We start from the raw sequence: 26394 nt of genomic DNA on the forward strand, positions 1-26394 counted from the left end.
ATATCAACAAGCTTTGTCAGTTTACACCCGTGAAGCTTTTCCTGTTGATTGGGCAGGAACTCAAAACAATCTGGGAAATACTTACAGTCAGAGAATACGGGGAGATAAAGCGCAAAATTTAGAATCGGCAATCGATGCATATCAACAAGCTTTGTCAGTTTACACCCGTGAAGCTTTTCCTGTTGATTGGGCAGGAACTCAAAACAATCTGGGAAATACTTACAGTCAGAGAATACGGGGAGATAAAGCGCAAAATTTAGAATCGGCAATCGATGCATATCAACAAGCTTTGTCAGTTTACACTCGTGAAGCTTTTCCTGTTGATTGGGCAAGGACTCAAAACACTCTGGGCATTGCTTACAGTGATAGAATAAAGGGAGATAAAGCGCAAAATTTAGAATCGGCGATCGCAGCTTATAAAAAAGCTTTAGAAATCCTTACCCCTACTACTCTTCCTCTGGATTGTCTCCAAACTGGAAACAACCTAGGTAATCTAGCCTTCAAACAAGGGCGATGGACAACAGCAATTGAGGCATATGAACAAGCCATAGCAGCAGTAGAACTAACCCGAACTTGGGCAACTTCCGACGCCCGCCGCCAAGAAATTTTGACAGAAGCTATTGGCGTTTATCAAAATCTCGTACAAGCCTTGATCAACATTGGGCAATTAGACAAAGCAATTAAATATGTAGAAAGTTCCCGTTCTCGGCAGCTGGTAGACTTAATGGCAAGTAACGATCTCTACGCTCGTGGAGAAATACCACCAGAAGTCAAAGAATATTTGCAGCAGTTTGAAAATCTGCAACAACAAATTAACCAGGAACAAAAACAACTCGACAATCAATCAGACAATAACAAAGAACAAGGGCATACGAAAGAAACATTTCATGAAACTTCTCGACAATACCGCGCCGCCTTTGGGGCGAAAACGGAAAAGATTCAACGCCTGGAAGCAGAGAAGCAGCAAATTTGGGAACAAATGCGCCGCTTAGATCCAGTGCTTGCAGGACAAACCAAAGTTGATGCTCTTGATTTTACTGCCATCCAGCAACTCATCGATAGTCCTAAGACTGCCATTCTCAGTTTCTATACTACTAGCAACGACACCCATATTTTTATTCTCCGCAATAATGAAAGCCCTCAATTGCACACTTGTTTAGGGCAAGGAATAGAAACTTTACAAAACTGGATTGGAAACAACTGGTTACAATCGTATTTTGATGAAGATAAAAATAAAGCTACATGGGTGAGTAAAATGGGCGCTTTTCTCCAAGAACTAGCCCAGAGGCTAAGAATCAACGAATTAATTGCTCAACACCTACAAGGTATCGAAGAACTCATCCTCATCCCCCATATTTTCCTGCACCAAATTCCTTTTGCTGCGTTACCCGTAGACTCTCCTCAATCTCCCCTTAGTAGTGGGAAACAAAGAAAGTTTCTAGGCGACAGATTTCTGATTCGTTATGCGCCCAGTTGCCAAATCTTGGAATTTTGTCACAAGCGAGAAGATCAACAGACGTTGCATGAAACGTCTCTACAATATGGCATTGTTGAAAATGCAACTGATGATTTGTACTTTACCACCTTCGAGTGTGAAAAAATCGCCTTACTCCACCCTAATCACCAACGCTTGCAAGGTAGCCGAGAAGCAACAGTCAGCAACTATCAAAAACTAGCCAAACAAGTTCAGGGTATCCACTCCAGTCATCATGCTCAATCTCGCATTGATAATCCCCTAGAATCACAACTGTTTTTAGGGGATGGCAGTATCACCTTGGGGGAACTCATGTCTCCTGCTTGGCGACTCCCGCAACTGTTGGAGGTGTTTCTCTCCTGTTGCGAAACAAATTTTGGAGTCAGCGAAAGAACGGATGATATTTTGACTATCTCCTCCGGCTTTCTGTGTGCGGGTGCAAGAAGTGTCATCAATACCCTGTGGGCGGTTGATGATTTGGCGACGGCGTTGTTTTCTATCTTTTATTATGAGTTTCGCCAGGAAGGTTACAGTCGTGCAGAAGCGGTGCGTCAGGCGCAGGTGAAGTTGCGTACTCTGTCGGGGGAAGCGTTGAAAAATGAATATGAGGAAGAATTAGATCTGATGCGGAAGATGAAAAACCAACAGATATATAGTGAAAGAAAAGCTCTACAAAAACAACTGAATCAGCTAGTTCAAGGTACTCCCGCGTATCAAGAATTGGAGAATAAGTACAAGCAAGTACAAGATATCCAGATGAAATTAGGGGAAATGACAGACACTCTTGTTTACTTATACGAGCAGGCTTTACCTTTCGCGCATCCCCAGTATTGGGCAGCTTTCACCTGCCAAGGGATGCGATGACGGGTGTTGACTGAAGCTGAAAACCTTCTGCAGTCGTCTCGCTTTTACCTCACCCTCGCTTGAATCGGCGCTAAAATCTTTCCCTCTCCTTCAAGGAGAGGGATGCCCGATAGGGCAGGGTGAGGTTAAATCAACGTGGAATTAAAGCTGTACCCCTACCCTATAGTGTATGCCACACTATAACCTCTGTAGTATTTTATTCTCAAATTTCTGCATAACTCACCCCTCAAATCTCGACAGTTTCATGAAAGCTCAAATCACATGGAACTATCGCAATGGCAAGACAATATCGCACACCACGCCCCAATAATCAAACATCTGTTAATAACAGCACACCCTCAAAAACCCCTCAACAGCAGGAAAAACTCTGGTGGAAATATCTTGCTATTTCGGGAGTTGGCTTAGTTGGAATCAGTTTTCTCACAGTACCAGTTTGGCTTGATAGCAGAATCCAAAGAGTTATTAGTATTGAAGCCAGTGATGTTTCCGAATCTGCCAAAAAATTTCCATTCCTACAACAGCAACATTGCGAAGCACTTGCCCATCAACTAAAACCTGGTGACACAATTGTTGAAATGCAATTTGCTGATAACCCAGAAGTTATTCGTGACATCACAATTAATAATACCCTCTTCCTTCTCGGTCAATGCAAACAAACAAATCCTGACAGCAAACAACCAAAATCTGACGTTGGTGAGCAACGAGGAACTTCAGTCATTTTATTATTAGAGCGTATTATTACAATTCTTGAAGAGAAGCGTACCAAAGGTTTAAAAAATCCGATGGTAGTAACGATTACTCTTCAAGCTGCTGAACCGGGACCAGGACAACCAAAATTAGATTTTCAACGGATAAAAACGTTAGTAGAAAAAATAACTTCTAACCGGGGCATAGTAGCAATTATGGGAACAACCGGGAAGTTACAGAGTGAGTTAACCAATCATCTCAAAGATAACTCACACGCCAATGTTTGTACATTCAAAGATATTAAAGATTGTGTGGAGTCGTCGTTTCAACAAGGACGAGAAATGCGAATTAATTAAGAAACGTTTGGCGAATAGAATTCGCCAGGTATTTTTTCGTTCCCTGGCTCTGGCAGGGAATGCATAACTGTGGGCTGCTGCCTCAATATAATTATTGGGAGGCGGTAGCCCTCTTTTGAGGCATTCCCATGCAGAGGATAGGAACGAAAAAAATTCTTACAAAAAAACTCCAAACTCAGCATAACTCACATACGTTTTCTCGACAGGTAATTACAGCAATCAAAAAGCAATTAAAAGGAGAATGTGAGTTATGACTTTGCAACCAAAAATTAAATTAGAAGGCATCTCTCAACAAGATTTGCAACCAATTATTATAAGTTGGTTAAATCATCAGCCAGAACAAATTGAACGTTTAGCACATTCCGATAAACCCGAAATTAAGCAATTCTTATCCCAACAAGCTGATGCAGAACTCGCGCAAGCCCGCACTGATGACTTGTCTCATAAAGCAAGACAGTGCAATAAGTCCACCAAAAATCTGATTAAAACGATTGTGATATTTGTTGGCGCTCTTACCTTCAGTGCTGCACCTCAGTTGTTAGCTTCTGGGGCGGCGCGTGGTCCGTTAGCCATTTCTGCTGGTATTCTGGGCGGTGGGGCTGCAACGTTTTTTGTAGAGGAACTGGGAGTTAAAGGTGTAACCAAGAAACGTCGGCGTCACAATTCTCTATCTGCTCAAGACAGTTTGGAAAATCAACACAGCGCCTATCCCTCTCAAAATCAATTGGTAGATTTCTATTTCAATGCACAGAAGGTACGGCTATTACAAGTTGAAGGTGAAAATCTCACAACCGACTTCAAAGCTGATCTTGCCATTGCTGGATTACTGAGTGTAGTAGAAGGCGCTACTGCATTCGTGCTCATCCTTCCTGCGGGTTTAGGTATGGCATTTTTGGCTGCTGGGTTCCCAGTGGCGCTCACTTGGGCTGCAATCTTGTTTCAGAGCAGACATTTTGACTTTGCTGAATACTGCGCTGATTTGATTAAAAAGTACGAACCATTCCAACCTTCCCCTGAGGTATCTGAAGAAGAAGCACGACAAGTTCAATCCTTGGATTACTCTTTCAAATATGTCGCGGAAGGAGACAAAACAGGACTACTCAAAAATCTTGACATGGCGCGGGCGTATTTTGATATCTGTTATGCAGATAAAAAACTACAGCAAATTGCAAAGCACTATATTCACGAGTTAAATGAACTGCGATTACAACTTTGTGAACAACTCAAACACCTTGAAGAACAATGGGTTATGCCCGAAATTGACATTGCTGGTTCTGCACCTACAGAAGAGCAAAATCTTGATGAAAAGCTAAAAAATCAAAAAGCTGAGTGGATTGCACAGAAAACTTGTGAACTCGAAGCTTTGTATCAAGAGTATGCAGAAATGATTACCTTCAAGTATGAGCAACAGTTTTTAGTCTGGCAGGAAGAAAAAGCTCGTGCTCAGAAAATGTTTACCCGTTAATCTAGGGTGACTTCGGACACTTGCATAAAGCAACCAAATTTGATTAATGCTATTTGGTTGCGCTCACGAGATGCGCAGTGTGGTAATGTCCGTTGAGTTCAATGAGTGCGCCTTCAAGACGCGATACGCACAAGCTAAAGCCTCCGGCTTATCGCGCCGCTGTCAAATCCTCCTGATATCCTTCTGTCTGCAAGTCAGCAATCTCTAGATAAGTGGGAGCACTAATATAAGCTGGGTCAAACGGAGACAATGCAATAACACAATACAATGTAAAAAAGCCCTTCCAGCACGAAGAGCTTTCCATGTGTAGAACTAAAAACTGGCGACTCCCAAAGTTAGCCAGTTTTTAACTTTAAACCGACTGACGTTTTAACTCTTGTATCAATACTTGACTGCGTTTGCTAGCATCTTTTGCTTGTTGTCTGTACTGTTTGGCTTGTTCTCGGTCTGTCAAACATACTTCAGTTGCTTTTTTACTAAATTTGACAGCTTGACTACTGAGTTCCTTAATCCGAGTTTTTAATTCTTCAATTGTTTTCATTCTGACTCCAATTCTGAGATGACAATCTCTAAATTTTCTACTTCTGGTTAGGTCGAGGAGGGATATTATTCCCTGCCCCTCCCGTTTAAATCCGGACGTGCCGCTTTCACTGCATCCGGCTTCCGACAATCTTAGGCTATTTGCCCTTGCCCATGTGTATATACTGATGGCATGATTGGTGAACTGCGAGAAGATTCTCTTGTTTCCAATCATTATGATTTCCGTTGATGTGGTGAAGATGTACTTTTTCCTCATCATTGAATCTCAATCCACAGTGACTGCATGAATGGTTTTGTTTCTTCAAGGTTTTTGCTGTTACTCCGTCGTAATATTTTGAATTCCTTTCACTCCAATAGATTACATTGCCGTCGAATGGGGAGGCGTCCCCTTTCACACTGACAAATGCATTTTCTTTGTATGGTACTGCCGGAAAAGCCTTTTTACAAAGTTCTTTCGCTTTTTCACGATTTACTTTAGACTCTTTGCGGAAGACTCTATTTGCTCGTTTGTTCATAAACCATAACGAGAATTTAGAGCCATCCATTTTGCAGTACCTATGATAGTTTCTCCATCCTCTTACGACTGGTGCTAACTTTATAGCCTTGATTAGAGCACCATAATTTGAGTTATTGACGATGGTTTTTACTTTCTGGCGGAATTTTTGAAAATTTTCTTTTGATGGAACACTTCTAAATTTTCCGTTGGATTGTACATAAAAATGCCATCCTAAGAAATTAAACCCTTCTGTCGAATCAACGAGTTTTGTCTTTGAAACTTTAATCCTTAGTCCTCTTGCTTTTAAAAATTTTTCGATTTCAAGAAGTACGTGATTTGGGTTTTCACCAGGTTTTATGAAACATACCATGTCGTCTGCATAGCGGACAGATGGATGTATTTTCTCGATTCCATTAAGCGCTATATTTGCTAATAACGGACTAATCACTCCGCCTTGGGGCGTTCCTTGTTCTGGGAATTCTATTTCAGTTCCAGACTTTAGACATCTCCATAGTCCAGCTTTTATTAATCTGGGTGCGATTACTCGACACATAATGGAGCCGTGATGAATTCTGTCAAAGCATTTTTCGATATCTAACTCAAGAATTCTTTTGTTAATACCGTTTTTATTTGAGGCTAAATTATTTTGAATAATTTTTTGACAGTCATGAGTGGAGCGTCCGGGTCTGAAACCGTAGCTTCTTTCATGAAATGTTGCCTCGTGTGCTGGTTCGATGGCATATTTTATTAGACATTGCCAAGCTCTGTCCGAGATTGTTGGTATCTTTAAGATACGTTTTGTGCCATCTTTCTTGGGTATTGGAACCTTTCTTAGTTTTTGATGTTTCCATTTATAAACTTCTGCTTTGAGCAGTTGGTCAAGTTCTAATCTTTCCTTGAAAGATAATGCCACCTTTCCATCAATTCCAGCGGTTTTAGCGCCAATGTTTAGTTGAGTTACCTGACGGATAGCCAGTAATCTTGCACTTCTGGACTTCAGAATAAGCTTTTGGAGATTTTTGACTCGTTTGTTGTCTCTAGCTCGCATCGCTTTCCACAATCTGCATTGTAGTCGAAAAAGAATTTTCCGGAATTTCTTCCAGGGTAATTCCTTCCAAAGTTCACTATTTCTATTGCTAGTCATGTGTCTAACTGTGCTCCGTTGCTTCATGTGTTCTGATTGCCTCGAAGCAATTACGCTTCGTCCTACCCGAAGACAGAAGAATTCGGCATCTCGTCTTGCTTACTGGGGTTTCGACCTCTCCCCAGACTTCTGTATCGTTTTTATTCGTTCCGTTTCTCAGATTGTTTTGATGATTTAGGGTAGTTCAATTTGCCTATCCTCTCCTCAGAGATTACAGCTAACTTATGAAAATTGCTGTGAGCATAAGGGGATGAGGTCTACATTTTGTTTTCAGGTTGTAGCCTTAGACTAAGACACTTTTCTAGGACTTGTTTACCCATGTCATCTCCCCATTAGCGCCAGGGTAGCTACCTGCTTTGCCCCATGATTGCGCCCTGCTACCCGCTTCAGCCTCCGAAATTCCGAGTTCGGTCACTGTGGTCAGATAGGGAGTCACTTGTCTCCTCAAGGGTAGGACTTTCACCTACATCTGTGAAACAGTTGAGGGTTTTCTAGGATACTTGCCCTCTCTAAGTTATGGATTTACTTAGAAACGAATCGCACTCATAAAGTCTATCTGCTCTACTAGCCAACAAGCTAGCATCATCAAAATCATTGTTTTCTATTGCTTTGTCGTGGGCTTCATACAATTCTTCAATGATTTGGTGTAGTTGTGCATAAGCTTTTAGCAATGCATTTCGTGTTTCTGATTTCATGTTTGCTGGTGTCTTGTTGGATTTATTTTATACTCCCAATGCTTTCAGTTTTAAAGCTCTATTCCACCGTCAAATTCTTCAGGATCGTCTGTTTCTATCAACACAGGTTTAACGAGTTGTTCTTGATGACCATTTGAGCTTGCAGGCGCTGTTGTTGATATTTCAGGTACAACAGAGTACTTTCCTTCTAAATACCGCAGATAAAACCCTATTGCATCCTCTACAAACCGACTCTCACTAACTAAGAGCGCTTCACACCATTGCTGTACTTTGAGCTTTTGATACTTCTTAATTCTGATTTTGTCAGCACCCATTACCCGACCTCCGCTATCAGTCCCATGAGGTTATCAAAAGCGCCATTGGCTGAAATCAAGAAACCTTTCTTCTTTAGTGCAGCATTCAGCAGCGGTAGCTTAGAACCACCTCCGATTATCAGGATTTGGTCACCACTAAGTTTGTACTGTTCTAACTGCTTAATGACTTCTCTGAGTCTGCAATTAATAAAGTCCTGTAGCTCGAACTCATAGACCTTGTAGAAGTTCAGTTCTGAGTCACCATAAGCGAGAAACGGGATTTTTTCACCTGACTCCGACTTCTTGAACTTCACTCCTACCTCAATACTGCGGTTGATAACATCCTTACTAGGTGCTTGTTTGATGAGTGCTTTAAGGTCAGAATTACAGCTAATTCGCTCAATTAGGTATTCAGCGCCAAAATCCTTAACTGCAACTTCTCCTACTGGCTCAGAGTTGAAGAATCGACTGATGGACGTGTTACCGCCACCGATATCACAGATGGTCACAGCACCGTCTAGCTTCTGGCTTTTAAGCGCTGCAAAGCCTTCGGGTAAGATTGCTTTAATGGTAATAGTTACACCACATGGGACGCCACACAATTCTACCTTGTGCGTCCCTTCGTTCTTCCTGATAATTCCTGAGTGACGTTTAACATCATTGGTAGTTACTGTAACTTCTAGATTCATCTCTGGGTTAATCTGTGGTAGATGAGCTAAAGTGCCTAAGAAGTACTCAAGCCACAGAGATGATTTCCCCATGTAATCTTCCACCAACCTCATAAGGTCACTGCTACCACTGCGGACAGCTTGATTGCCGATTAGCCAGCAACTGTTGATTAGCTCAGTCCTCACACCATTGACATAGCGGACGTGACCAGGTAACTTACTAGAGGTATTGGATAAACAGCGAGCATACCAGCTTGGTTCTCTTATAAGTTCGTAGCCTTCCACGTGTGCTTTAATCCAATGATTACCCAAGTCAGTCACCGACTTGAACTGCTTCTTATTTTTCGCTGGAATTTTAGGTGTTTTTACTCCCTCTATTTTCTGGGTACTTTTGGGTACATTTGCGGTTGTGTCAGTGGTCTTAGAATTCGTCATAAGTCTTAGTCCATTTAGGTTGTAGGTAATTTTTAGATCGGATAACAGTAGGTGAGCAGAGATTTGTACCCTAATGTACCCAAAATTAAATATAACTGCTTTTTCTCTAGCTTGCAAGCCAAGTCATGTATAAATTTTAGCTATTTTCAATTATTAGAAAATAGTGAATGCCAGGTATTTATACTTAATATTTAAGAGAGAAGGAAGGGTGTACAAATTTGTACGCCTATTCATTCTTCATTTTCTGTTTCTGTCCAGATGAGGGGTCTAACACGTAAAAAAATTAAGCCAGCCTTTTGGGGTTGGCTCGTACTCACCACGATAAATCGAAGTGTTTCTAAGGCTGGCTTAATTTTTTCGGGGACAATGCGATAAACTCAGCATTTGTCTGCATACACATAGCAATCGCTTCTTGCAGAAGTCCAACGATATAGTAGCGACGGACTTTGCGATTAAACTTTAAGCGTGTCACGTAACCATCTTCTTCAGCTGTGCGGCTGATAGTGATATATAGGTCTTTCACAGGTAAAGAAACTTCTAAATCTGGCGCTGTCTCTCCAATCCCGGTATCCTGGAAGATATCATCATTCTTATCGTTCATATGATGTATGTACAGAGATGTGCTTGGACGCCTAACAAAACCCTCTGGAGAACCTTGGGCTAACGAACTTATTCGCTTTAATTATACTGCTGGCTCATATACGCCTACCGACCAGTATCCACCAACCATAGAAAAAACGGTTACTGATGGCGATGGAAACTTCAGGATAAGGCTGTGGTGCAATGAGGAAGGATTGAAACCATCCTCATTTGTTTGTCATCTTCCAGGGTGTGATGTATTTGAGTTTACCTTACCTTATGACAGCGATGCTGATATTACAATATCGGAATTGCGATCTAGGGGAGTGCAACCATTCCCATCACCACCACCACCCAAGGTAGAGCAGAGACAGCAATTTATTCCTACATATGGTCAAACTCGGTTTACTCTGTTTACTACCCCAAAGTACCCTCACCTGACTAAGCTTTTTATTAATGGACTCAAAGCATTATTCGGGACGGAATATGTGATAGATGCGTCTCAGTTGACTTGGACTGGGTATTACGTACTACAACCCGATGATTACGTAGAGATTTTCTATTAAGGAGCGATCGCTAATTGGGTCTAACACGTAAAAAATTAAGCCAGCCTTAATATTACGAGTACCCGACTACGACAACGAATCAACAAACGGAAGGCTGGCTTAATTTTTAGGGGACAATGAAAATGCTTAAAGCAAAACAGATTGACAAGATATTGACTGCCAATATCAGAATTAACGGAGTCAGTGCTAATGGAGCAAGCACGAATGTGACAACTCCTATTACCAGTGCATTGTCTACAGCTGGTAATGGAGGTGTGTCAGTTCCTCTACAAGTATCGGCTAATGTTAATGGAATTGGGGTTATCACAGGTGGCGATCGCTGTGAAATGTACAACAGCACAACCAAACAAAGAATCAGTAGTGCAGCAGGGGATGAAGTTTACGGGAAGCTTACTGAAGCGGCTGGGGTATATACCTTAACTTATTATACTCTGACAGATGCAGGTACAGAGACAGCGTACAGCTTTAGCAGCGCGACCAACATTGATTTTAAGTTCAATTACCGTTTTGATTTTGTCAGATACCCCACAGATGCAATCACCTCGATGTCTGTGCAGGTTATTGACCCAATCACGGGTAACCCTGTTACCGCAAAGTGGTTTACTGAAAAGTTAGCAGTCACAGCTATCAATACCATTAGTAACCTAGCCAAGACACCCACAAGCGGGACAAATATATTCTTGATTGTGAATGAGGCGCACCATAATGCTTTTGGGGGTAGTTCGGCTGACTTCACGATTTCAGGGAAGGCGATCGCCTGGTCATCAACAAACGCAGGATATTCAATTGACACAACTGATGATGTGATTGCATTCTATGAGACTGCGGAATAATGACAATTAAAAGCAAGCAGATAAGTTTTGATACTCAAATCACCTATGGCTCACCTACTGGGCAAGTCGTGAGCTACAGTCCCACAGAACCTACAACCAAGACTTCAGGAATGCTTTGGTTTGAGCCTGGAGGAGTTTTCCCACAGCCTTGGACATGGGACGCCATCAACGGTTTATGGATGAGTAGCCCTTTCATTCAAGACTTTGGATACACGAACTTCAGTATATCTACCTCAGATACATCTGGCGCTAACACAAGTTGGACAAACAGAACCGCGCCTTTTTATGGAGTGACAGGCAATAGGATCAGGATAAACCACCTGTTTGGAACCTTATTTAATACTGGTAGTGTAAACCATGACTCAACTCTGTACTATAAGTTTTTTTTGGATAGATTTCTAGGTAGTGCAATCATGGCGCAAACCATAGAAATTACACCAGACACGCAAGGGATGACAGCAGCCACCTACACAGATGATTCTGGTTATGCTCCAGATAGACCCTCTAGTTCATCCATGAAGCGGATTACTATGATGAATCTGACAGATCCAAACAACGCTAGCTTACCTTTGTGGGTTCCAGGTAACGCTTGGTATCAGCGTTTGAGAGCACAGAGGTATGGAACGTCTACAACTTCCAGCGGTGTGACTGCTGCTATTAGTTTGATTGCTGTTTTAAGTTTTGCAAGGTTCTAGCTATGTCCATCTATAACCTGAAGATTTTTAAGAAATCTAAACTTTCTTTTACCGTGCCAGAAACGGATTCTAATGAACGCGATATCAGAGGAAACCGCAAAGCTAACACTGTCCTCAAAGAGATAACTGTTCAGTTATACCCAGAACGTAACCCCATGCAACGAGATAGTGAAGCACATACTGACGACGAGGTTTACTATACAGGGTATATAGTAGAACCCAAGCGAGTTCCAGAAGCACTTAGAAGTGGTGCAGTAGGGAAAGGCGTCATAAATGGGAAGCAGTACAATAGGGTAGAGTTGCAGGCGATCGCCCAATATGACTTAACTCTAATAGATAAAATTTTCCAAGAACCTATCCGTGTGAAGTGCTCTAACCATACTAAATGGGGCACAAGTGTACCACAGGAGTAAAGCGGGGACAATGCAATGGATGTATCAGTGGTAGTGTACAAGAATGACCCTTTTGCATGGACTGAGGGGTTGAATGTGATGGCATTGATGCACGCTCAAGCGATGGGGGAGATAGGGGAGTATCAGCTTAAAGCGGTGCGCGATCGCTTTAATAGAGGTGTAGATTCACGCGGTATTCGCTGGGTTGACTTGAGTCCAGAGACTTGGAAACGTAAGGGAGGACGGGAACTCTTTGGGTTTAGTCTCTTTGGTAGACGGTTTGGTATTGGTGGTACTGGAAGAATGCTTTATCAAACTGGGGCAATGTTTAATGCGATCGCCCTTGAGTACAAAGCATGGGATGAGGTTATTATTGCCTGTCACGACCCCAAGGCAGAATACCACCAATTTGGGACAAGCACTATCCCAGCACGGGAGTTTATAGGCGTTTCTGAGCAAGATGTAGACCAGCACGTTAAAATTCTAGACAAGTGGGCAGATAAAGCAGCGGTCCTAGAAGCAGCAGGCGCGACGGTTGAAGGGCTGGTAAGTGGTGGCACTAAGAGTGTAGCTGATACTGCTCTAACTATTGCCGGAAACTTTTTTGGGTGGGACAAAAATATTTACGGGTATGGGGTAAGTAATCCTACACGTACGGAGTGGTAAGCATGAGTGCAGGATTAGGTTTAACAGAACTTGAACTTGATATCATGACCAATCCCCTCAGAAATTTTCGTGAGGGCATCTTTCCTATTCTTGTCGGAACGCTTCCCCAAGATGCAGGACAGTACGGCACTTCAGAAAATGAAGGGGACATAGTTCTTTTATTCCCTACCTCGGACGCAGCACGCCCAGAGACAGAGCAAGGACAGCAATTAGTAGGGATTGACATAATTGTTCTGATATCCTTAAGGAAGCGTTATGATGATGCGGCTTTATCACCTGATACCAATGGCTCAAAGGCAGCGATTGAGCAAGCTTTAGATGAGGTGATTCGACTTCTTAAGGGATATAAACCTTCCTGTTGTCCATGTGCCCGTCCCATCTTCTTTGTAGGACATCGCCTTTTCCCCCCTGACAATGGTCTTTGGCGCGTTGAAGTTTCTTTTAGATTAGAGAGGTATATTTAGATGCCTACTGCTAGCTCTAAGCATAATTTTAGTTTATGGCTTTTGCAAGTTCTTAAGGCAGATGGTACACCGACATCAGCTGCACAGATAGCCACTGCGGTTGAGTTTCCACCATTGAAAAGGAACTTTGATACAGATGCAAGATCTGCACTTCCTGGTATCATTCCCTACCCTCTGGGGTTCTCAGATCTTGAGATGACTGTTACTTTTAAGGGTCTTTCCAGAGAAATGTTTGAGGTGCTTTATAGCTCTATAGAGCGAATTCTAACAATCAGTATTACTAGTGAAGGGTGTAATTTTGCTGATACGTCTGATGTTCTTCCTATGAGCCTTACAGCAAAAGGGAACATTTCACAGCTTCCATCTATTAATTTCACTGCTCTACAAAACTCACAATTTCAGTGGAAGATGATGGTCAATGAATTTGATTTACTGTTAGGAAATCCCGCAGATGTAGCAGTTAATAAAACAGAGATTTTATACCGTCCCAGTGAGTTTAAATATCTTGTCAATGGTACTAACTTATGGGCGGCAAAAGCTGCAGCTATTGGCATTACTCCACCTGCTTAAAGCGTGTACAAATTTGTACGACCCATAAATAAGGAAAAGTATGACACAGGATAAATCGAAAAAGGTAGAGACAGTAAAAGCTCAACCTATTCCTACAAATAAGCTCCCGGAAAAAACATACATAGGTGATGTTCTAATAAAGACAACAGTAGGTAAATACAAGTTTCAACAGAAGAATGTGGCGGCAATAGAGTTACTGTTGTTTGAAGACAAGAAGATAGATCCGAGGGATGCGATCGCAGGAGCAAGAGCAATAGGTTTTTTAAGCGCGTGTGAATGGTTTATCAGCACTTGCTACGACATAGAAGGAGAACCTGTCACAACCAGGAAATTGAATGAGATTGTGTTAGAAGTTCCTCACCTACTGCGGTTAGTGCAAGCAGTGGGAAGAGGGTCAGTTTTGATAGATTGTCATGATGGGGAGGAGTTAGTAGAGGATTCTGACGACTTCACTATTAAGTTTCCTCTGCCTTTGGTTGATGGTGAGGAATTGAAATATGAGAAAGTCGTCCATGTGAAACGTTTACCAATTGGATGGAGGCACACTCCTCAATATCTTGCAGCACAATCTACCAAGGATTGGGTAAAGATTAATGTAGACATAATCACTCAGTACTTTGAAATTGATGGACGCAAGTGGACAGAAGAAGAGTTGCGCTCGCCTGGTGTGGTAGATTTAAGAGTTTTTAACGTTGTCATGCGACGACTGGGGAAGTATTTGAGTGCGGGATAAGTATCCGCACAGCCCTTATTTTGTGCAAGTGGATGGGGTGGACTTTTAGGGAGTTAGATGATTTGGGGGACATCATTAACGTGGGGATTGTGGCACTAGAAATCATTGATTTGATGGAGGAGGAGAGGAAAGCGATTAGTTCAGCATCGGGCAATATAGCCGCGCCACAGGGACATTTTTATGAACCAATGGGGATGAATAATGGCTACTAGAAGTGTTGATATAGGGATTAGAGCAGATCCAAGTAATGCGATCGCAGGCTTCGCCCAAGCTGGTGCAGCAGCGGGAGCATTTCAAAACACAGTACAAAGTATTGGAACGAGTGTAACCAATTTAGGTAAGACTGTAGGTGTGTTTACTGCGGTTGCAGCTGCTGGGGTTGTGGCAGCAACCAAGCAAGCCATTGATTTTGAGTCTCAAGTTGGTGATGCAGGACGAGCACTTAACTTTACTTCTAGTGAGCTTGAGGACTTTCGTAAGCTTGCTTTAGAAACAGCACCTCCTCTTGGATTATTACCTAGTACCTTTGCTGAATTTGCTACAGAAGCAGGTAAACTAGGCGTTGCTAAGGAAGATATCAAAGACTTCTCCCTGCTTGTAGCTCAGACTAATGCAGCGACTGATGCGGGTGCGGTGTCCATTGCTCAAAACTTCGCTGCAATCAAAGCAATATTTAATACTAATACTGATGAATTACGTAACTATGCAGCAACCCTCAACGCCCTTGATGACCAGGTAGGGGGCAGTTTTGCTACTATCTCAGACTTTGTATCTAGGGTGGGAGCAACGGGTAAGCTTGTTGGCTTAAATGAAAATCAATTAGCAGCACTGGGCGCGACTTATGCGAAACTGGGAATTGCACCAGAGCGTGCAGCGACCTCTATAAATGCTTTTATTAGCCGATTATCAACAGCAAACAGTTTATCAGATACTGCTAAAAATACCTTGGGTCAGTTGGGCTACACCAGTCAAAATCTGCATGATATCTTGACTCAAGACTTCGGCGCGGGTATGAATGATTTCTTTAACAGAATCAAGAGTCTACCCACTGAACAGCAATTAGTTTACCTCACCAATATATTTGGTAGAGAAAGCGCTGATGAATTAGCGACGCTAGTAGCGGGTTTTGATTCTTACCAGGAAGCTTTGGACATTATCAGCCAAAAGCAAGCCAATTTAAACAAACTAGACGCAGAACAACAGAAACGATTGCAAACGACTAGCGGTCAAATCAATGTCTTTCAAGCCAATGTTCAAAGATTTGGCATTGCGATAGGGTCAGCTATTCTACCACCACTCAATGAAATCCTATCAATGGTAATCCCTGTAGCAGAGAGATTTGCTCAATTTGCAGAGCAAAACCCTAAGCTTATTAGGATAGGAGTAGCTCTTGGTGTGGTGCTTGCGATCGCATCTCCATTACTAATAGTCGCAGGTGGTCTCATAAGCTCACTGTCCGTGCTTGCTTCCGTTGTTGGCTTCTTAGTAAGTCCATTTGCTCTACTCGCAGCCGCACTTGCTGGTGTCTTCTTTTATCTTAATAGGATAGACGCTTTGGATTTGCGGGGTATGTTTTCTGGTATCACGTCTAGGGCTACAGGGTTTATTGATGGCTTAACGCGATCGCCTGCTAGCAGAGGAATTACCGCACCCGTGGGAGCGACGGGAGGAGGAGGAAACACGGTTAATATCAACTTCCAACCCGTGTACAATCTTGGCTCAATCGTTGGACAAGCCGTAGATACAGGACAAAACATTCTTGGATACATTAAACGTAATGACCGTCAAATCACAAATGTAATTCAAGAGGCGGTCAACAGGTTGACACGCAGCATCTTCTAGGTAACACTATGCAGATTGGTAGCTTTGGTACGCTCGTTTTTTATGCCTACGAACTCATGGGACTCTCAAAAGAGTACGACATGGGGTATAAGCAGATACCAAAAATTAGTGGGGCTACTGCAATCCAGAAGTTAGGCGATCGCCCATCTGTTATCCGGCTACAAATTCGCTACAACGATGTCTACAATGCTAATCCTAGAGCAGCTGCAACGAACGTTGTCAACTATGCTAAGACAACCACAACACCTCAAGCACTGATTATTGGGACACAGAACTACGGTAATTTTGTTATTTCAAACATTCGGGTAGCTGAACAGAACTACTTTAGAATACGGGTAGACCTTGACATAGAGTTTCTAGAAGTAGCTTAACTATGGCTCTCAGATTTCCCAGAGTTAAGAACATTACCATTACCAATCCGGGACAAGCGCCTGCGACCGCTACAGTAAGCTTGGGTAGCTATTTAAACAGGATTGTGTACACAGATATTCTAGATGCAGCTGCTAGCACCTTAGAATTGGATTTAGTCGTGGGTTCCTCCATCTCGTCTGATGTCTATACCAAATTGCAATTTCAATTTGGATGGAGTAAAGACGGTAGCACCTTTGACCCAATTGAGCCAATGATTGATACCAATGTCATCACCATTGATAGGGATGTTGACCGCTATGGGGAAGACATGAACTTTATGTCAGGTCTTGCTTACAACTACGGGCTTGATATTGGACAGTACACTGGCGAAGTTGCTGATGATGGGAAGACCAACGCTAACCAAGTCTCATATGGAGGAATTACGGGAGGAGGTGTTAAATCAGTTTCTTATATTATTCAAGATATACGGAATTACTTTAACTTTGGCTTGATAGGGGTAGCAGGCGCTGAGACTGCTGGTACTTCCTCCACAACCTTTGACCCAGCTTATATTAGCGCTTCCACATACTTAGAGATGTTGAAGAAACTGGCAAAGATGTATGGCTATGCTTTCAACATTAAACCTGCGACTAGTGGTAATAATGGGAACTTGTTTTTTAATAAATACTTTGGAACTTTGGATAGTGCTGCTGCGATCGCAACTCTCACACCTGCTTCACTTGTTCAGCAAGGCGAATTCACCAGAAACTACGACGGGGTAAAGCGTACCATCAAGATTAAGTACAAGGTGTTTGTTCCTGGCGGCGGTCCAGTCGGAACTGATAGGACTGACGGCTATCTGATGACAGCTGTTGATCCGCGAATTCCTAGTACTAACCAAGAAGTTGCTGACTTGCAGACAGAAGGGTATCAGGAGGACTTGACGGCGGCGCGATCGCGTCTTGAAGGCGCACTCATTGAACTCAACGGACATTACCACACTGCTCATCTCGTGACTGAGGGTAACTCACAGTTTGTTGCTGGAAATAATATTACTCTCTCTGGCTTTGGCACTCAAAACAGTGGGACTTACCAGATTACTAAAGCAGTCCATACGCTAGATGCAACACAAGGCTGGATTTGTGAGTTGAGTATTAGGAAAATTATCACCGTCAACCCTGCTACTATCTATACTGTTCAAAAACTATAGGGTTGTACAAATTTGAGCGAGTCTTGAGCTACGAGAGAGCGAATGGTCAAAAGTGTATGGTTTGACTATCAATTTTAATGCTAGCGCCTGTTCCCTGAACCAAGTTCGCTACTTTTTCGATAGTATTTATAAAATTCTGGTTGGTTAATGGTTTAGACTTTAAATCGTCTACCACTTCTTTAACCGCTTGAGCAAGCTTTGGATCTGCCTTTACTTCTGCATCTATTTCCTGGATAGCTTGAGCAAGTTCACCGTCATTCTGGATAGCTCGTTTTATCTCAACCTCAACCGTATCTACATTTAACGGAGGATTGGGGGCTTGTTCTATAGCCTTTGCTGTATTTGGAAGTTTGATATGAAGCAGTGATAACAATTTACTAGCTTTTTCACGCACGAGTGGTGATAGTAACTCCCTAATTTTCTCAACAAATTGCTCCCCAACTTTTGTTGCTGCCCCCTCGCCAATTTTCTTTATAAACAAGACACCAATTGCCGTAGCCGTCATTGTCATTGGTTCCATAGAACCTATCCTTATATCAACTTATATCAAAAATCTAACATTTATTTAGCTATTTTACCTTTTACCAATTACACCTTAGTGAAAATTGTTGCTATACTAATGAATTAGTGATACCTTTTTTTGCAAGTATGTAAAAAACTTGTGTTATTTATCACAAATATCAATATTCTAGATTCATTTTTCTCTCTGAGGAGTGCTAAGTTAAATTTTTTATTAAAATTCCAAACTATTTCAATGACTACAGAAAAATTAATTCTTTGCAAGTCATAACCTATTTGCTAACCTAGCTTTTTGTGCGTTATTTTAAAAATTAGTCTTCGATAGAAATTTTGAGGCTTCTTCAATGAAGACAGAAAGGAGATGGCTATGAGTGGAGAGAAGCGTCGCTATGTGAGTGTTGAAGAGCAAGAACTGCGTAAATTACGCGAACAAGACACTAGATTACGTTCTCTACAGCGAGATCTACCTGAGCGTCTTAATGCTATCCGAGAACAAGCAAATCGAGAGTTACAGCAACGTCTTGCACCTCTGGAGCAACGATCACAACAACAGGAGCAGGAAGCCCGGAAACTTAAAAGTAATTTGGCAACTTTAGAATTGCAAACTCATCAACGCTTGCAGCAGCAACGCAAAGAATTCCAAAAAGCAATTCGTGATTCTGAAAGTAAGCAGAAACAAGCACTCGAATTTGAGGTAACACGCTTGGAAGACGCGATGCGCGAGGGTTTCGCTGAGCAGCGCAGCTTATTTCTCCAAATTACAGCAGAACAAAGGCAGGAGTATCTGGCGCTAAATCAACATCTTGACCAGAAGTTTACAGAACTGATAGACGAAGAGCGTCAAGCACGTGAACAATTGCAGCAACAGCTGGAGCAAGAAAAGCAGGATAAGGCGACGCTAGCTCAGAATTATCTGGATGATGTGCAGACGATTTGGGAGCAGATAGACCGGAACTACCAACATCAACGCTTAGCTCCTGGTAAGCTAAATGAGTTCAAACGCGAGATAAATCAGGCTCATGGTAATATTCAGAATGGTGTGCCAGAGGCAGCGATCGCCACTAGCCAACAAACCTACTTTAAACTTGCTGACTTGCGTTTGGAGCTAGAGCTAAAGCAGCAAGAATGGGAGATCCTCTACAATGCCGCTTTGGAAGATTTAAGAAGCCTAATTGCAGAGGTACAAGCTAATCGCGAATATGAAATTGAAATTGGGCAAGCCGATGAATCGCAAAAGTTTCGCCTAGAGGTAGATTATTGGACAAATGGCAGCCTCAAACAATATGAGCAAGAACTTCAGGAAATTGAAACCCGTCTGCAAAAAGGTGAGTCATCTTTAACAATAAAGGAAATCAAGGAAATTGCTGACCAGATAGAAAAAAAGCTACAGCCTCGTTTAGCTGAGATTGTAGAACAGGCGCAGCAAGAGATTTTGAGTTCACAGTTAAGAGCAGAAATTGCCGACAAGGTGGCGGGTGTTTTGAGTCGCATGGGATATGTTTTAATTAATCCTCATGCAGATTCTGTCTACGAAGAGAATGATGAGCGTAAGGCTTATATCTTAAAGTTGAGAGATAACAACCAGGGTGAAGTAGTCACTATCATCAGCCCTGACAAGGAGTTTGGTAAGAATTTGGTTTCTATTAATTCGTTTGGTCAAATCTTACGGGATGAAGCTGCCCAACAAGAGAATGCTGAAGCAATTTTTGACGCTCTCAAATCTCAGGGTATAGAAACCCAAGGAACCACAGAATGCAGAGAGCAACCAAGAAGCGATATCGAAACTTTATTTCAAGATGCCTTGCAACAACAAGTCAGTAGAACTGAACAAGTAAATCAGACTGCACAAGAATTATAAGAGTAGTATAGATTATGACTGTCGAGAGAGTTACGGCAGGATTGAACTTAGCAGCAGGCGATCGCTTCATCATTTTTTATGGCGCAAACACCAGCGACCAATTTTGTACACCAGATTTGCTGCTGCGTGATATTGAATGGGTGTTACATCGATATCTCAAGTCTCAGGGATATCAGCGTATCCTCTTCTTTAATCAGCATCGCAAACTTTATTTTCTAGATGGCGAATCTCGTGATCGCTCTCTACCTCGTCGCGCTTCTACCAAGGTATTACCAGCGACAAGCAATGAAATGATCGTCACACCAGGACCGTTGGGACCGAGAAAAAGACTATTGTCAAATAGATCTGAACCTGTGACTTCTCCTACCCCTACTGTTTCTGCTTCCGCCCCGTCGCTGATGAAGGATATTACGGTAATTCCCCATTTTCATACAGCAATGGAAGACAGGGGGCAACTCTCGGCGATCGTGTTTACTGATGCTGAAGGTCTAGCCTACTTTACTAATCAACAGGAATTATTCGGACGCATTATTGAATGGTCACGTCTGCCACCTAACAATCGTAATCGTTGTATTTTTGTATTTCAGTACGATAATCGCAACGTTCTGGCAGAATTTTGTCGCAATTATCGTTTTACTTACCTTCATAACTTCCTACTGCATCGAGAACAAGTAGGGCAATCATTAAATATTTGCCGTTTAGGTGCGCCCAGAGCCGATGAGATTGAGCATTTAATCCATTATTTTCGTCTCGATCAAAAGAAGTCTAAGCCTGTTGACTGGGGAACGATTCAACGTCTGTCGCAATGGATGTCCGCAGAAAATTACACCTTGAATAACTGGTACGCTCGCTTTGATGAAGCTCAGGAAATTTCTTTAGTAGAAGCGAGAAAACAGAAATGGCTTTCAGGCAATGTCTCTACCGAACCTGCTTTAGAGCGTCTCCAGAGAATGATTGGGTTGCAGTCGGTAAAAGCAGTGGTCAGACAAAAAGCAGACGTGTTGAAAATTGAGAAAATATGTCAGCAGCAAGATCTGGAGACAGAGCCACCTCGTTTGCATCTAGTGTTTAAGGGTAATCCTGGAACAGGTAAAACTACAATTGCTAGACTTATTGGCGAAATTTATCGAGATTTAGGGCTACTACAACAGGGACACGTTGTGGAAGTGGCGCGTCAAGATTTGGTGGCTGGGTACGTAGGGCAAACGGCGATGAAGACAGATAGTGTGATCGACAGTGCTCTAGATGGGGTTCTCTTCATCGACGAAGCTTATAACCTTAACCAAGGAGAAAACGATGATTTTGGTTTAGAAGCCATCAACACGTTACTCAAGCGAATGGAGGATGACAAGAAGCGTTTAGCTGTAATTATTGCAGGTTATCCTGACAATATAAACGAGTTTATCAACTCTAACCCAGGACTAAAGCGACGTTTTCCCATGGAAGTCCTGTTTGAAGACTATCAACCAGAAGAACTGATGGCAATTTTTCGCCAGAAAGTCTCCAAGGTACAAAAAGTCATCGCGCATCAGCTAGAAACAGCACTTATAAATTTATTTACCCGACTCTATGAGGAACGGGATGCCCAGTTTGGCAACGCTGGACTTGTGGAGAACCTGTTTAAAGCAATGTATCCCAGGCGAGCGCAAAGGATTTTACAACAAAATTTAGATGTATTCCGCGAACCCTTTCAATTAGAGGATTTACCACCCGAAGAGCGAGAAATCAGCAAACAAGGAGTCAAAGATAAAGATTATCTTGAACAACTCTTACAAAAGCTGAATAACATGATTGGCTTACAAAATGTGAAGCAAAGAATCTCTGAGCTAGTTTACACCGAAAAAGCCAAGCAACTTCGCAAAGCAGAAGGCATAAGTGCAAGTAATACTGTCGAAACTAGGCACATGCTGTTTCTCGGTAATCCGGGGACAGGTAAAACAACTGTGGCGCTGATAGTTGGCGAAATATTTAAAGCTTTAGGGTTACTAAGAAGAGGACACTTTGTGGAAGCAAAATACGCCGATCTGGTTGCAGAATATGTGGGACAAACCGCACCCAAAACCAGAAAAATGGTTGAATCTGCTTTAGATGGCGTTCTGTTTATCGATGAGGCATATTCCTTAGCTGGATCGGATTTTGGACTGGAAGCGATTGATACTCTAGTACCGATAATGGAAAATCAACGCCATCGTTTAGTGGTGATTCTTGCAGGCTATACTCTAGAAATGGAGAACTTTCTCAACACTAATTATGGGATTGCTTCACGAATTGCGGACAGAATAGAATTTCCTGACTACAACCGTGAAGAACTTTTGCGGATTTTCTTGAGAATTTGCGCTGAAGATCAGAGAAATTGTCCAGAGAACGTAGTGAATAGGTTGAGGGAGACTTTTCATAGAATGTCTAATGCTCGCTCCAGACGCTTTGGCAATGCGCGAGAAGTGCGAAATTTTTACGACAAAATGTCTCGGAAACTAGATATAAGAACAGTACGTGAGAATTTAAGGGGAGAAGCAATGTCCACCTTTGTAATTGATGACATTCCTAGTTTGACCTAAATGTATGAAAAATTGTCCTGTTTGCAATTCTGAATATACAGAAGGTGAGGTAACTTGCCAAATTTGTTGCTGGGATTTAACGCCCTATCCGTTGACATTTGTGGGGCAGCTACCTGATGCCTACATATCTAAAGAAAAGGTAAAGTTAAACTGGGCAAGAGAAATTTGGGTGAAGCACCAACAGTTACCAGCTCTATCAGCCGCAGAAATTACACAATTGCAACAAGAAAAAACAAGGTTAGAGAAAGTTATACACCAGATCCAATCACAATTTGCACAAGAGCGATCACATCTACAATTACAAATAGAATCCCTAAATCACGAGAAAAACGATTTAAGTACAAAGTTTCAACTACTTGAACAGGAGCGATCGCAACTCCAATCGCAAACAGAGACTATCACTAAGGAGAAAACAAAAATTGAGCAAGAGCGATCGCATCTGCAAAATCAGGTTGCACAAGTTACTCAAGAAAACGAGCGTCTACTACAGAAAATTGAAACATACGAGCGAAAGCGATCGCAGCTTCAAGCTACTATAGAATCATCAAAACAACAACAAAAGCATCTTCAAGATTATATCAAAAAATTAGAAACAGAAAAATCAGAATTACAAAATCAGGTGAATAGCGCCCAAATTCAACTTTCTGAAATTAAGCTAAGATTGCTCAACGTTGAACAAGAACGTAATCACCTACAAGAACAGCTACAAAAGGTACAAGCAGAACTAAAGAAAGTTAATGACGAGCTAAAACGCCTCCGTGAAAGAATATCAAGCTCCAGTTCAAATGACAATAATCTGTGGAATTTATAACCCGCAAAATCAAAGAAACTGGTAAAATTATTAGCTTACAATTCCCAGGGATCTTTTGCTTGCAATGAATTTTTAGTATTAGTTTCGTTATCAATCTGTTTGTTTTCCGTAATTTCTTTTTCCTTAAAGCCGAAATTTGGGTTTCTATGTTCGGTTTGCCTTAGCCGAGTTGATTGGTCAGTTCTTCGAGAAAAGTAAGGCTCAATGTTAGCAAGCTCCTGTTTTAAGTCTGCTATATTATTTTGTAAATGTTTGATGCTTCTTGTTATTTCATGCGCTTCAGTTTCTTTACCTTCTGTCATGAGGTCTTTTCTTTTTTTTCTTAGTTTTTTTATTGTATCTTGAATTCTATGTATTATTTCCCTTAATTTTATTTCATATTCATTTCTATCTAAATCTACTATTTGCTCGTAGATTTTCTCAACAGTTTCTTTTCCATACATTAATTCAACTGCCAGTCCCCATGTGTTACGCATGAATAAATCCACTGTGTTTGTTGCCCTTTCTCCAATTTTCTCCTTAAGAAATTTTCGAGTTGGTTTAGAAGCATTAACCATTATATCAAGTTCCCAATTCGGCCATTGATCGGTATCATCTCTCACCTGTTGAGAGTTAATGTCCGATTGGCCAAACTCACCAGATGGATGAACCTGTGTGTTTCCATATTGAGGGGAAGATTGTGTATATGGTGAACGATCAATTTGAGGGTTAAGTTGTTGCGGTGATACACTTTGTACTCTTGTCTCTTCTGTTCGACCTTCTACTTCATTGATTACAGCATTCAGAAAACGAGAATCAATTAAGTCTCGCTTGCTCAAATTTCCCAAAGCAATTGATAAAAACTGATGATTGTTTGCAGCAGTAAACCATATATTGCTAGCATTAGCTATATTCCACAAAATAATTGGCGATACCTCTTGTCCTTGTCTGTTGGGTAATAACTGTTCAATTGAAATTTGCTCTTCTTTTAAGCCTTTATTTGCAAATTTCTCTGGACTAAATTCTATGTCATACTCTGATTTCAGTTCTTGCGGAGCTGTTTGATTCCTACCTAGGTCAGCATAAACTTCTTGCCATTTTTGGGGGACAAACTGCTTATAAGGCTCGACAAATAGTTCCAAATTCATAGCTGGGACAGTAGTAATCATAGGGTCTTGTGAAACATAACCCACAAAAGCATACAATGGTCGCCCAACTTTATCTCTTGTTAAATCCTCTAGAGTATTGTCCGCTTGGGAACCTATTAAATCCCTGACCATACAAGTTACACCAACCACGCAACGTTTTTTACTCCTTATAAATATCCAGCGTGGGTTTTCTGGCAGATTTTCCGCTGCACGAGTTGTCACTTTAATATATTCCCATAACCAATTTTTGAGTTGGTCATCAAAGTTATGAGGAATAACAAGAAAACGGAAATCTACTGCATAGGTTCGCCCATAGATAATGGGTGCCCATTTTGATACAAGCGTTGGTGTATCGAAAATAATATCGGAGGTTTCTTCAGACATCGAGTTGTTGCTCCTTCCCGCCAAGGAATATTTGCGCATTTATTAATTCTTGAGCCAATAAAGCCATTCTTCTCTGAATATCTTGCAGTTGATTTTGATAATTTTCTAGAGACGACTCAGTAGCACGTTCATCATCGCCAGCAAATAATCTTTGAAACCAGCTTCCACTTCTTAGTGTATCTAATCTGATTTTTGTTTCATTAACCCTAGCTTGTTCAGTTATTGCATATTCACGAAGCTTTGCATACAGTGCAAAGACTAAAGGTAAGTGTAAATTTTTAGGATCTATTTTTCCTGTTAAACTATCTGTTCCTAACTCTTTACCTAAACTAACTGGACAGAGCATGACCAGCCAATCTTTACTGGGCAGAAATAATGTGTTAAACATTTTTTTTATGTTGTCAAATAACTTGTCTCTTGATACTCTATCTTTTGCACGTTCGTAGCATTTGTCGTACTTAGTAATGACAATTACAATAGGAAAAGGTCTTTGGCTATCCTTCAGATTTTTTGTCAAATCTGCCAGGAAAAGGTTCATTCTGTTAATTCCTGCCTTTCTGGCTATTGACATCAGTTGCATGTCACTACTTGTTTCTTCTTGTAAATATTCCCCAGAAACACATAAAAATAAACAACTCGATTCTCGGAGACGGTTGATGAGTATTTCAACGTCTTCTTGTGTAGAAGTACTTTGCATAGCTCCACCTCGGTAATCTAACCAATCGAAGCTAATCAGTTGTCTCATGCCATAACTGAAGTCAAAATCGTATTGATATGGCTCGTTGCTTGTTGGTGGAGGCCACCGATCTTCTCCTTCATCATCTACCATTCTCTCCCATAAGCTAGTCAATCTCAAGTCCTCATCCATATCAGTGGTTGTTAAGGTGAACCCCTGTAAACCCAACTGCATGGTTGCGTATAGTCCCAGCATGTAGCAGGTTTTTCCCGCTCCAGAGACACCTAGCATTGTGATCTTAGCTTCGGCTGCCATAAATATCTCCTCTATCGTTATGTTGAATTATTAACTTAAGTTCCTAGTTCTCAAAGAGCACCTTAATTTCAATACAAAATTTATTTGTTTGGTATTTAACAGTACTTTCAAATGGACTTTTTGTATCC

General features: G+C 41.6%; 27 protein-coding genes. 18 read left to right on the forward strand and 9 right to left on the reverse strand.

Annotated features, from left to right (window positions below; all coding sequences use genetic code 11):
• The 3 genes from AC5JM2_RS02815 to AC5JM2_RS02825 form a co-directional block, all read left to right on the forward strand.
• Positions 1-2338, forward strand: a 2338-nt coding sequence (locus tag AC5JM2_RS02815) for a CHAT domain-containing protein (protein WP_495833396.1), incomplete at its 5' end; no start/stop codon positions are given.
• A 275-nt stretch (positions 2339-2613) separates the two neighbouring features.
• A complete protein-coding gene (locus tag AC5JM2_RS02820) occupies positions 2614-3381 on the forward strand; it encodes a hypothetical protein (RefSeq protein WP_495833397.1) in 768 nt (255 codons plus the stop codon).
• A gap of 250 nt (positions 3382-3631) precedes the next feature.
• Complete coding sequence (locus tag AC5JM2_RS02825) at positions 3632-4846, forward strand: hypothetical protein (protein ID WP_495833398.1); 1215 nt, start codon at positions 3632-3634, stop codon at positions 4844-4846.
• Between the two features lie 352 nt (positions 4847-5198).
• Here the strand turns inward: AC5JM2_RS02825 and AC5JM2_RS02830 are convergent, their stop codons facing one another.
• The 6 genes from AC5JM2_RS02830 to AC5JM2_RS02855 all read right to left on the reverse strand — a co-directional run bounded on the left by AC5JM2_RS02830 (position 5199) and on the right by AC5JM2_RS02855 (position 9718).
• Positions 5199-5387 carry a hypothetical protein gene (locus AC5JM2_RS02830; RefSeq protein ID WP_210612012.1) on the reverse strand — a complete coding sequence of 63 codons (189 nt, stop codon included), beginning with the start codon at positions 5385-5387 and terminating at the stop codon, positions 5199-5201.
• Between the two features lie 136 nt (positions 5388-5523).
• Complete coding sequence (locus AC5JM2_RS02835; protein WP_495833399.1) at positions 5524-7053, reverse strand: group II intron reverse transcriptase/maturase; 1530 nt, start codon at positions 7051-7053, stop codon at positions 5524-5526.
• A 482-nt stretch (positions 7054-7535) separates the two neighbouring features.
• On the reverse strand, positions 7536-7721 hold the full coding sequence (locus tag AC5JM2_RS02840; RefSeq protein WP_495833400.1) for a hypothetical protein: 186 nt from the start codon (positions 7719-7721) through the stop codon (positions 7536-7538).
• A gap of 50 nt (positions 7722-7771) precedes the next feature.
• Positions 7772-8035, reverse strand: a complete 264-nt coding sequence (locus AC5JM2_RS02845) for a hypothetical protein (RefSeq protein ID WP_495833401.1) — start codon at positions 8033-8035, stop codon at positions 7772-7774.
• On the reverse strand, positions 8035-9117 hold the full coding sequence (locus tag AC5JM2_RS02850; RefSeq protein ID WP_495833402.1) for a ParM/StbA family protein: 1083 nt from the start codon (positions 9115-9117) through the stop codon (positions 8035-8037). The genes AC5JM2_RS02845 and AC5JM2_RS02850 overlap by 1 nt, the downstream gene beginning before the upstream one ends.
• Positions 9118-9454: 337 nt before the next feature.
• A complete protein-coding gene (locus AC5JM2_RS02855) occupies positions 9455-9718 on the reverse strand; it encodes a hypothetical protein (RefSeq protein WP_495833403.1) in 264 nt (87 codons plus the stop codon).
• A 7-nt stretch (positions 9719-9725) separates the two neighbouring features.
• On the opposite strand from AC5JM2_RS02855, the gene AC5JM2_RS02860 reads away from it, so the two are divergent.
• The 12 genes from AC5JM2_RS02860 to AC5JM2_RS02915 all read left to right on the forward strand — a co-directional run bounded on the left by AC5JM2_RS02860 (position 9726) and on the right by AC5JM2_RS02915 (position 18018).
• Positions 9726-10262 carry a hypothetical protein gene (locus AC5JM2_RS02860; RefSeq protein ID WP_495833404.1) on the forward strand — a complete coding sequence of 179 codons (537 nt, stop codon included), beginning with the start codon at positions 9726-9728 and terminating at the stop codon, positions 10260-10262.
• 122 nt (positions 10263-10384) lie between these two features.
• On the forward strand, positions 10385-11095 hold the full coding sequence (locus AC5JM2_RS02865; protein WP_495833405.1) for a hypothetical protein: 711 nt from the start codon (positions 10385-10387) through the stop codon (positions 11093-11095).
• Positions 11095-11790 carry a hypothetical protein gene (locus AC5JM2_RS02870; RefSeq protein ID WP_495833406.1) on the forward strand — a complete coding sequence of 232 codons (696 nt, stop codon included), beginning with the start codon at positions 11095-11097 and terminating at the stop codon, positions 11788-11790. The genes AC5JM2_RS02865 and AC5JM2_RS02870 overlap by 1 nt, the downstream gene beginning before the upstream one ends.
• Positions 11791-11792: 2 nt before the next feature.
• A complete protein-coding gene (locus tag AC5JM2_RS02875) occupies positions 11793-12203 on the forward strand; it encodes a hypothetical protein (protein ID WP_495833407.1) in 411 nt (136 codons plus the stop codon).
• Between the two features lie 15 nt (positions 12204-12218).
• Positions 12219-12848 (forward strand): phage virion morphogenesis protein, encoded by a 630-nt coding sequence (locus AC5JM2_RS02880; RefSeq protein ID WP_495833408.1) that lies wholly within the window; start codon positions 12219-12221, stop codon positions 12846-12848.
• Positions 12849-12850: 2 nt separating this feature from the next.
• Positions 12851-13312: a hypothetical protein gene (locus tag AC5JM2_RS02885; protein WP_495833409.1), complete on the forward strand. Its 462-nt coding sequence runs from the start codon at positions 12851-12853 to the stop codon at positions 13310-13312.
• Entirely contained in the window at positions 13313-13882 is a 570-nt protein-coding gene (locus AC5JM2_RS02890) for a hypothetical protein (protein WP_495833410.1), read from the forward strand.
• Between the two features lie 40 nt (positions 13883-13922).
• A complete protein-coding gene (locus tag AC5JM2_RS02895) occupies positions 13923-14615 on the forward strand; it encodes a hypothetical protein (RefSeq protein ID WP_495833411.1) in 693 nt (230 codons plus the stop codon).
• 32 nt (positions 14616-14647) lie between these two features.
• Complete coding sequence (locus AC5JM2_RS02900; RefSeq protein ID WP_495833412.1) at positions 14648-14827, forward strand: hypothetical protein; 180 nt, start codon at positions 14648-14650, stop codon at positions 14825-14827.
• Positions 14817-16457 (forward strand): phage tail tape measure protein, encoded by a 1641-nt coding sequence (locus AC5JM2_RS02905; RefSeq protein WP_495833413.1) that lies wholly within the window; start codon positions 14817-14819, stop codon positions 16455-16457. Before AC5JM2_RS02900 ends, AC5JM2_RS02905 begins: the two co-directional genes overlap by 11 nt.
• An 8-nt stretch (positions 16458-16465) precedes the next feature.
• The gene (locus AC5JM2_RS02910; protein ID WP_495833414.1) at positions 16466-16828 is read left to right on the forward strand and encodes a phage tail protein; all 363 of its coding nucleotides are present in this window, start codon (positions 16466-16468) and stop codon (positions 16826-16828) included.
• 2 nt (positions 16829-16830) lie between these two features.
• Positions 16831-18018, forward strand: a complete 1188-nt coding sequence (locus AC5JM2_RS02915) for a hypothetical protein (protein WP_495833415.1) — start codon at positions 16831-16833, stop codon at positions 18016-18018.
• Positions 18019-18064: 46 nt separating this feature from the next.
• On the opposite strand, the gene AC5JM2_RS02920 is transcribed toward AC5JM2_RS02915, so the two are convergent.
• Positions 18065-18538, reverse strand: a complete 474-nt coding sequence (locus AC5JM2_RS02920) for a hypothetical protein (protein ID WP_495833416.1) — start codon at positions 18536-18538, stop codon at positions 18065-18067.
• A 366-nt stretch (positions 18539-18904) separates the two neighbouring features.
• Here AC5JM2_RS02920 and AC5JM2_RS02925 point away from each other — a divergent pair, with 366 nt between their 5' ends.
• The 3 genes from AC5JM2_RS02925 to AC5JM2_RS02935 are packed head-to-tail and all read left to right on the forward strand — an operon-like array spanning position 18905 to position 23764.
• Positions 18905-20395 (forward strand): coiled-coil domain-containing protein, encoded by a 1491-nt coding sequence (locus AC5JM2_RS02925; protein ID WP_495833417.1) that lies wholly within the window; start codon positions 18905-18907, stop codon positions 20393-20395.
• Positions 20396-20409: 14 nt separating this feature from the next.
• A complete protein-coding gene (locus AC5JM2_RS02930) occupies positions 20410-22953 on the forward strand; it encodes an AAA family ATPase (protein WP_495833418.1) in 2544 nt (847 codons plus the stop codon).
• 4 nt (positions 22954-22957) lie between these two features.
• Positions 22958-23764, forward strand: coding sequence for a hypothetical protein (locus AC5JM2_RS02935; protein ID WP_495833419.1), 807 nt, complete (start codon positions 22958-22960; stop codon positions 23762-23764).
• A gap of 35 nt (positions 23765-23799) precedes the next feature.
• On the opposite strand, the gene AC5JM2_RS02940 is transcribed toward AC5JM2_RS02935, so the two are convergent.
• Both AC5JM2_RS02940 and AC5JM2_RS02945 read right to left on the reverse strand, forming a co-directional pair.
• The gene (locus AC5JM2_RS02940) at positions 23800-25275 is read right to left on the reverse strand and encodes a hypothetical protein (RefSeq protein ID WP_495833420.1); all 1476 of its coding nucleotides are present in this window, start codon (positions 25273-25275) and stop codon (positions 23800-23802) included.
• Positions 25268-26266, reverse strand: coding sequence for a TRAFAC clade GTPase domain-containing protein (locus tag AC5JM2_RS02945; RefSeq protein WP_495833421.1), 999 nt, complete (start codon positions 26264-26266; stop codon positions 25268-25270). The genes AC5JM2_RS02940 and AC5JM2_RS02945 overlap by 8 nt, the downstream gene beginning before the upstream one ends.
• Positions 26267-26394 lie beyond the last annotated feature (128 nt).

The organism is Brasilonema angustatum (assembly GCF_059505445.1).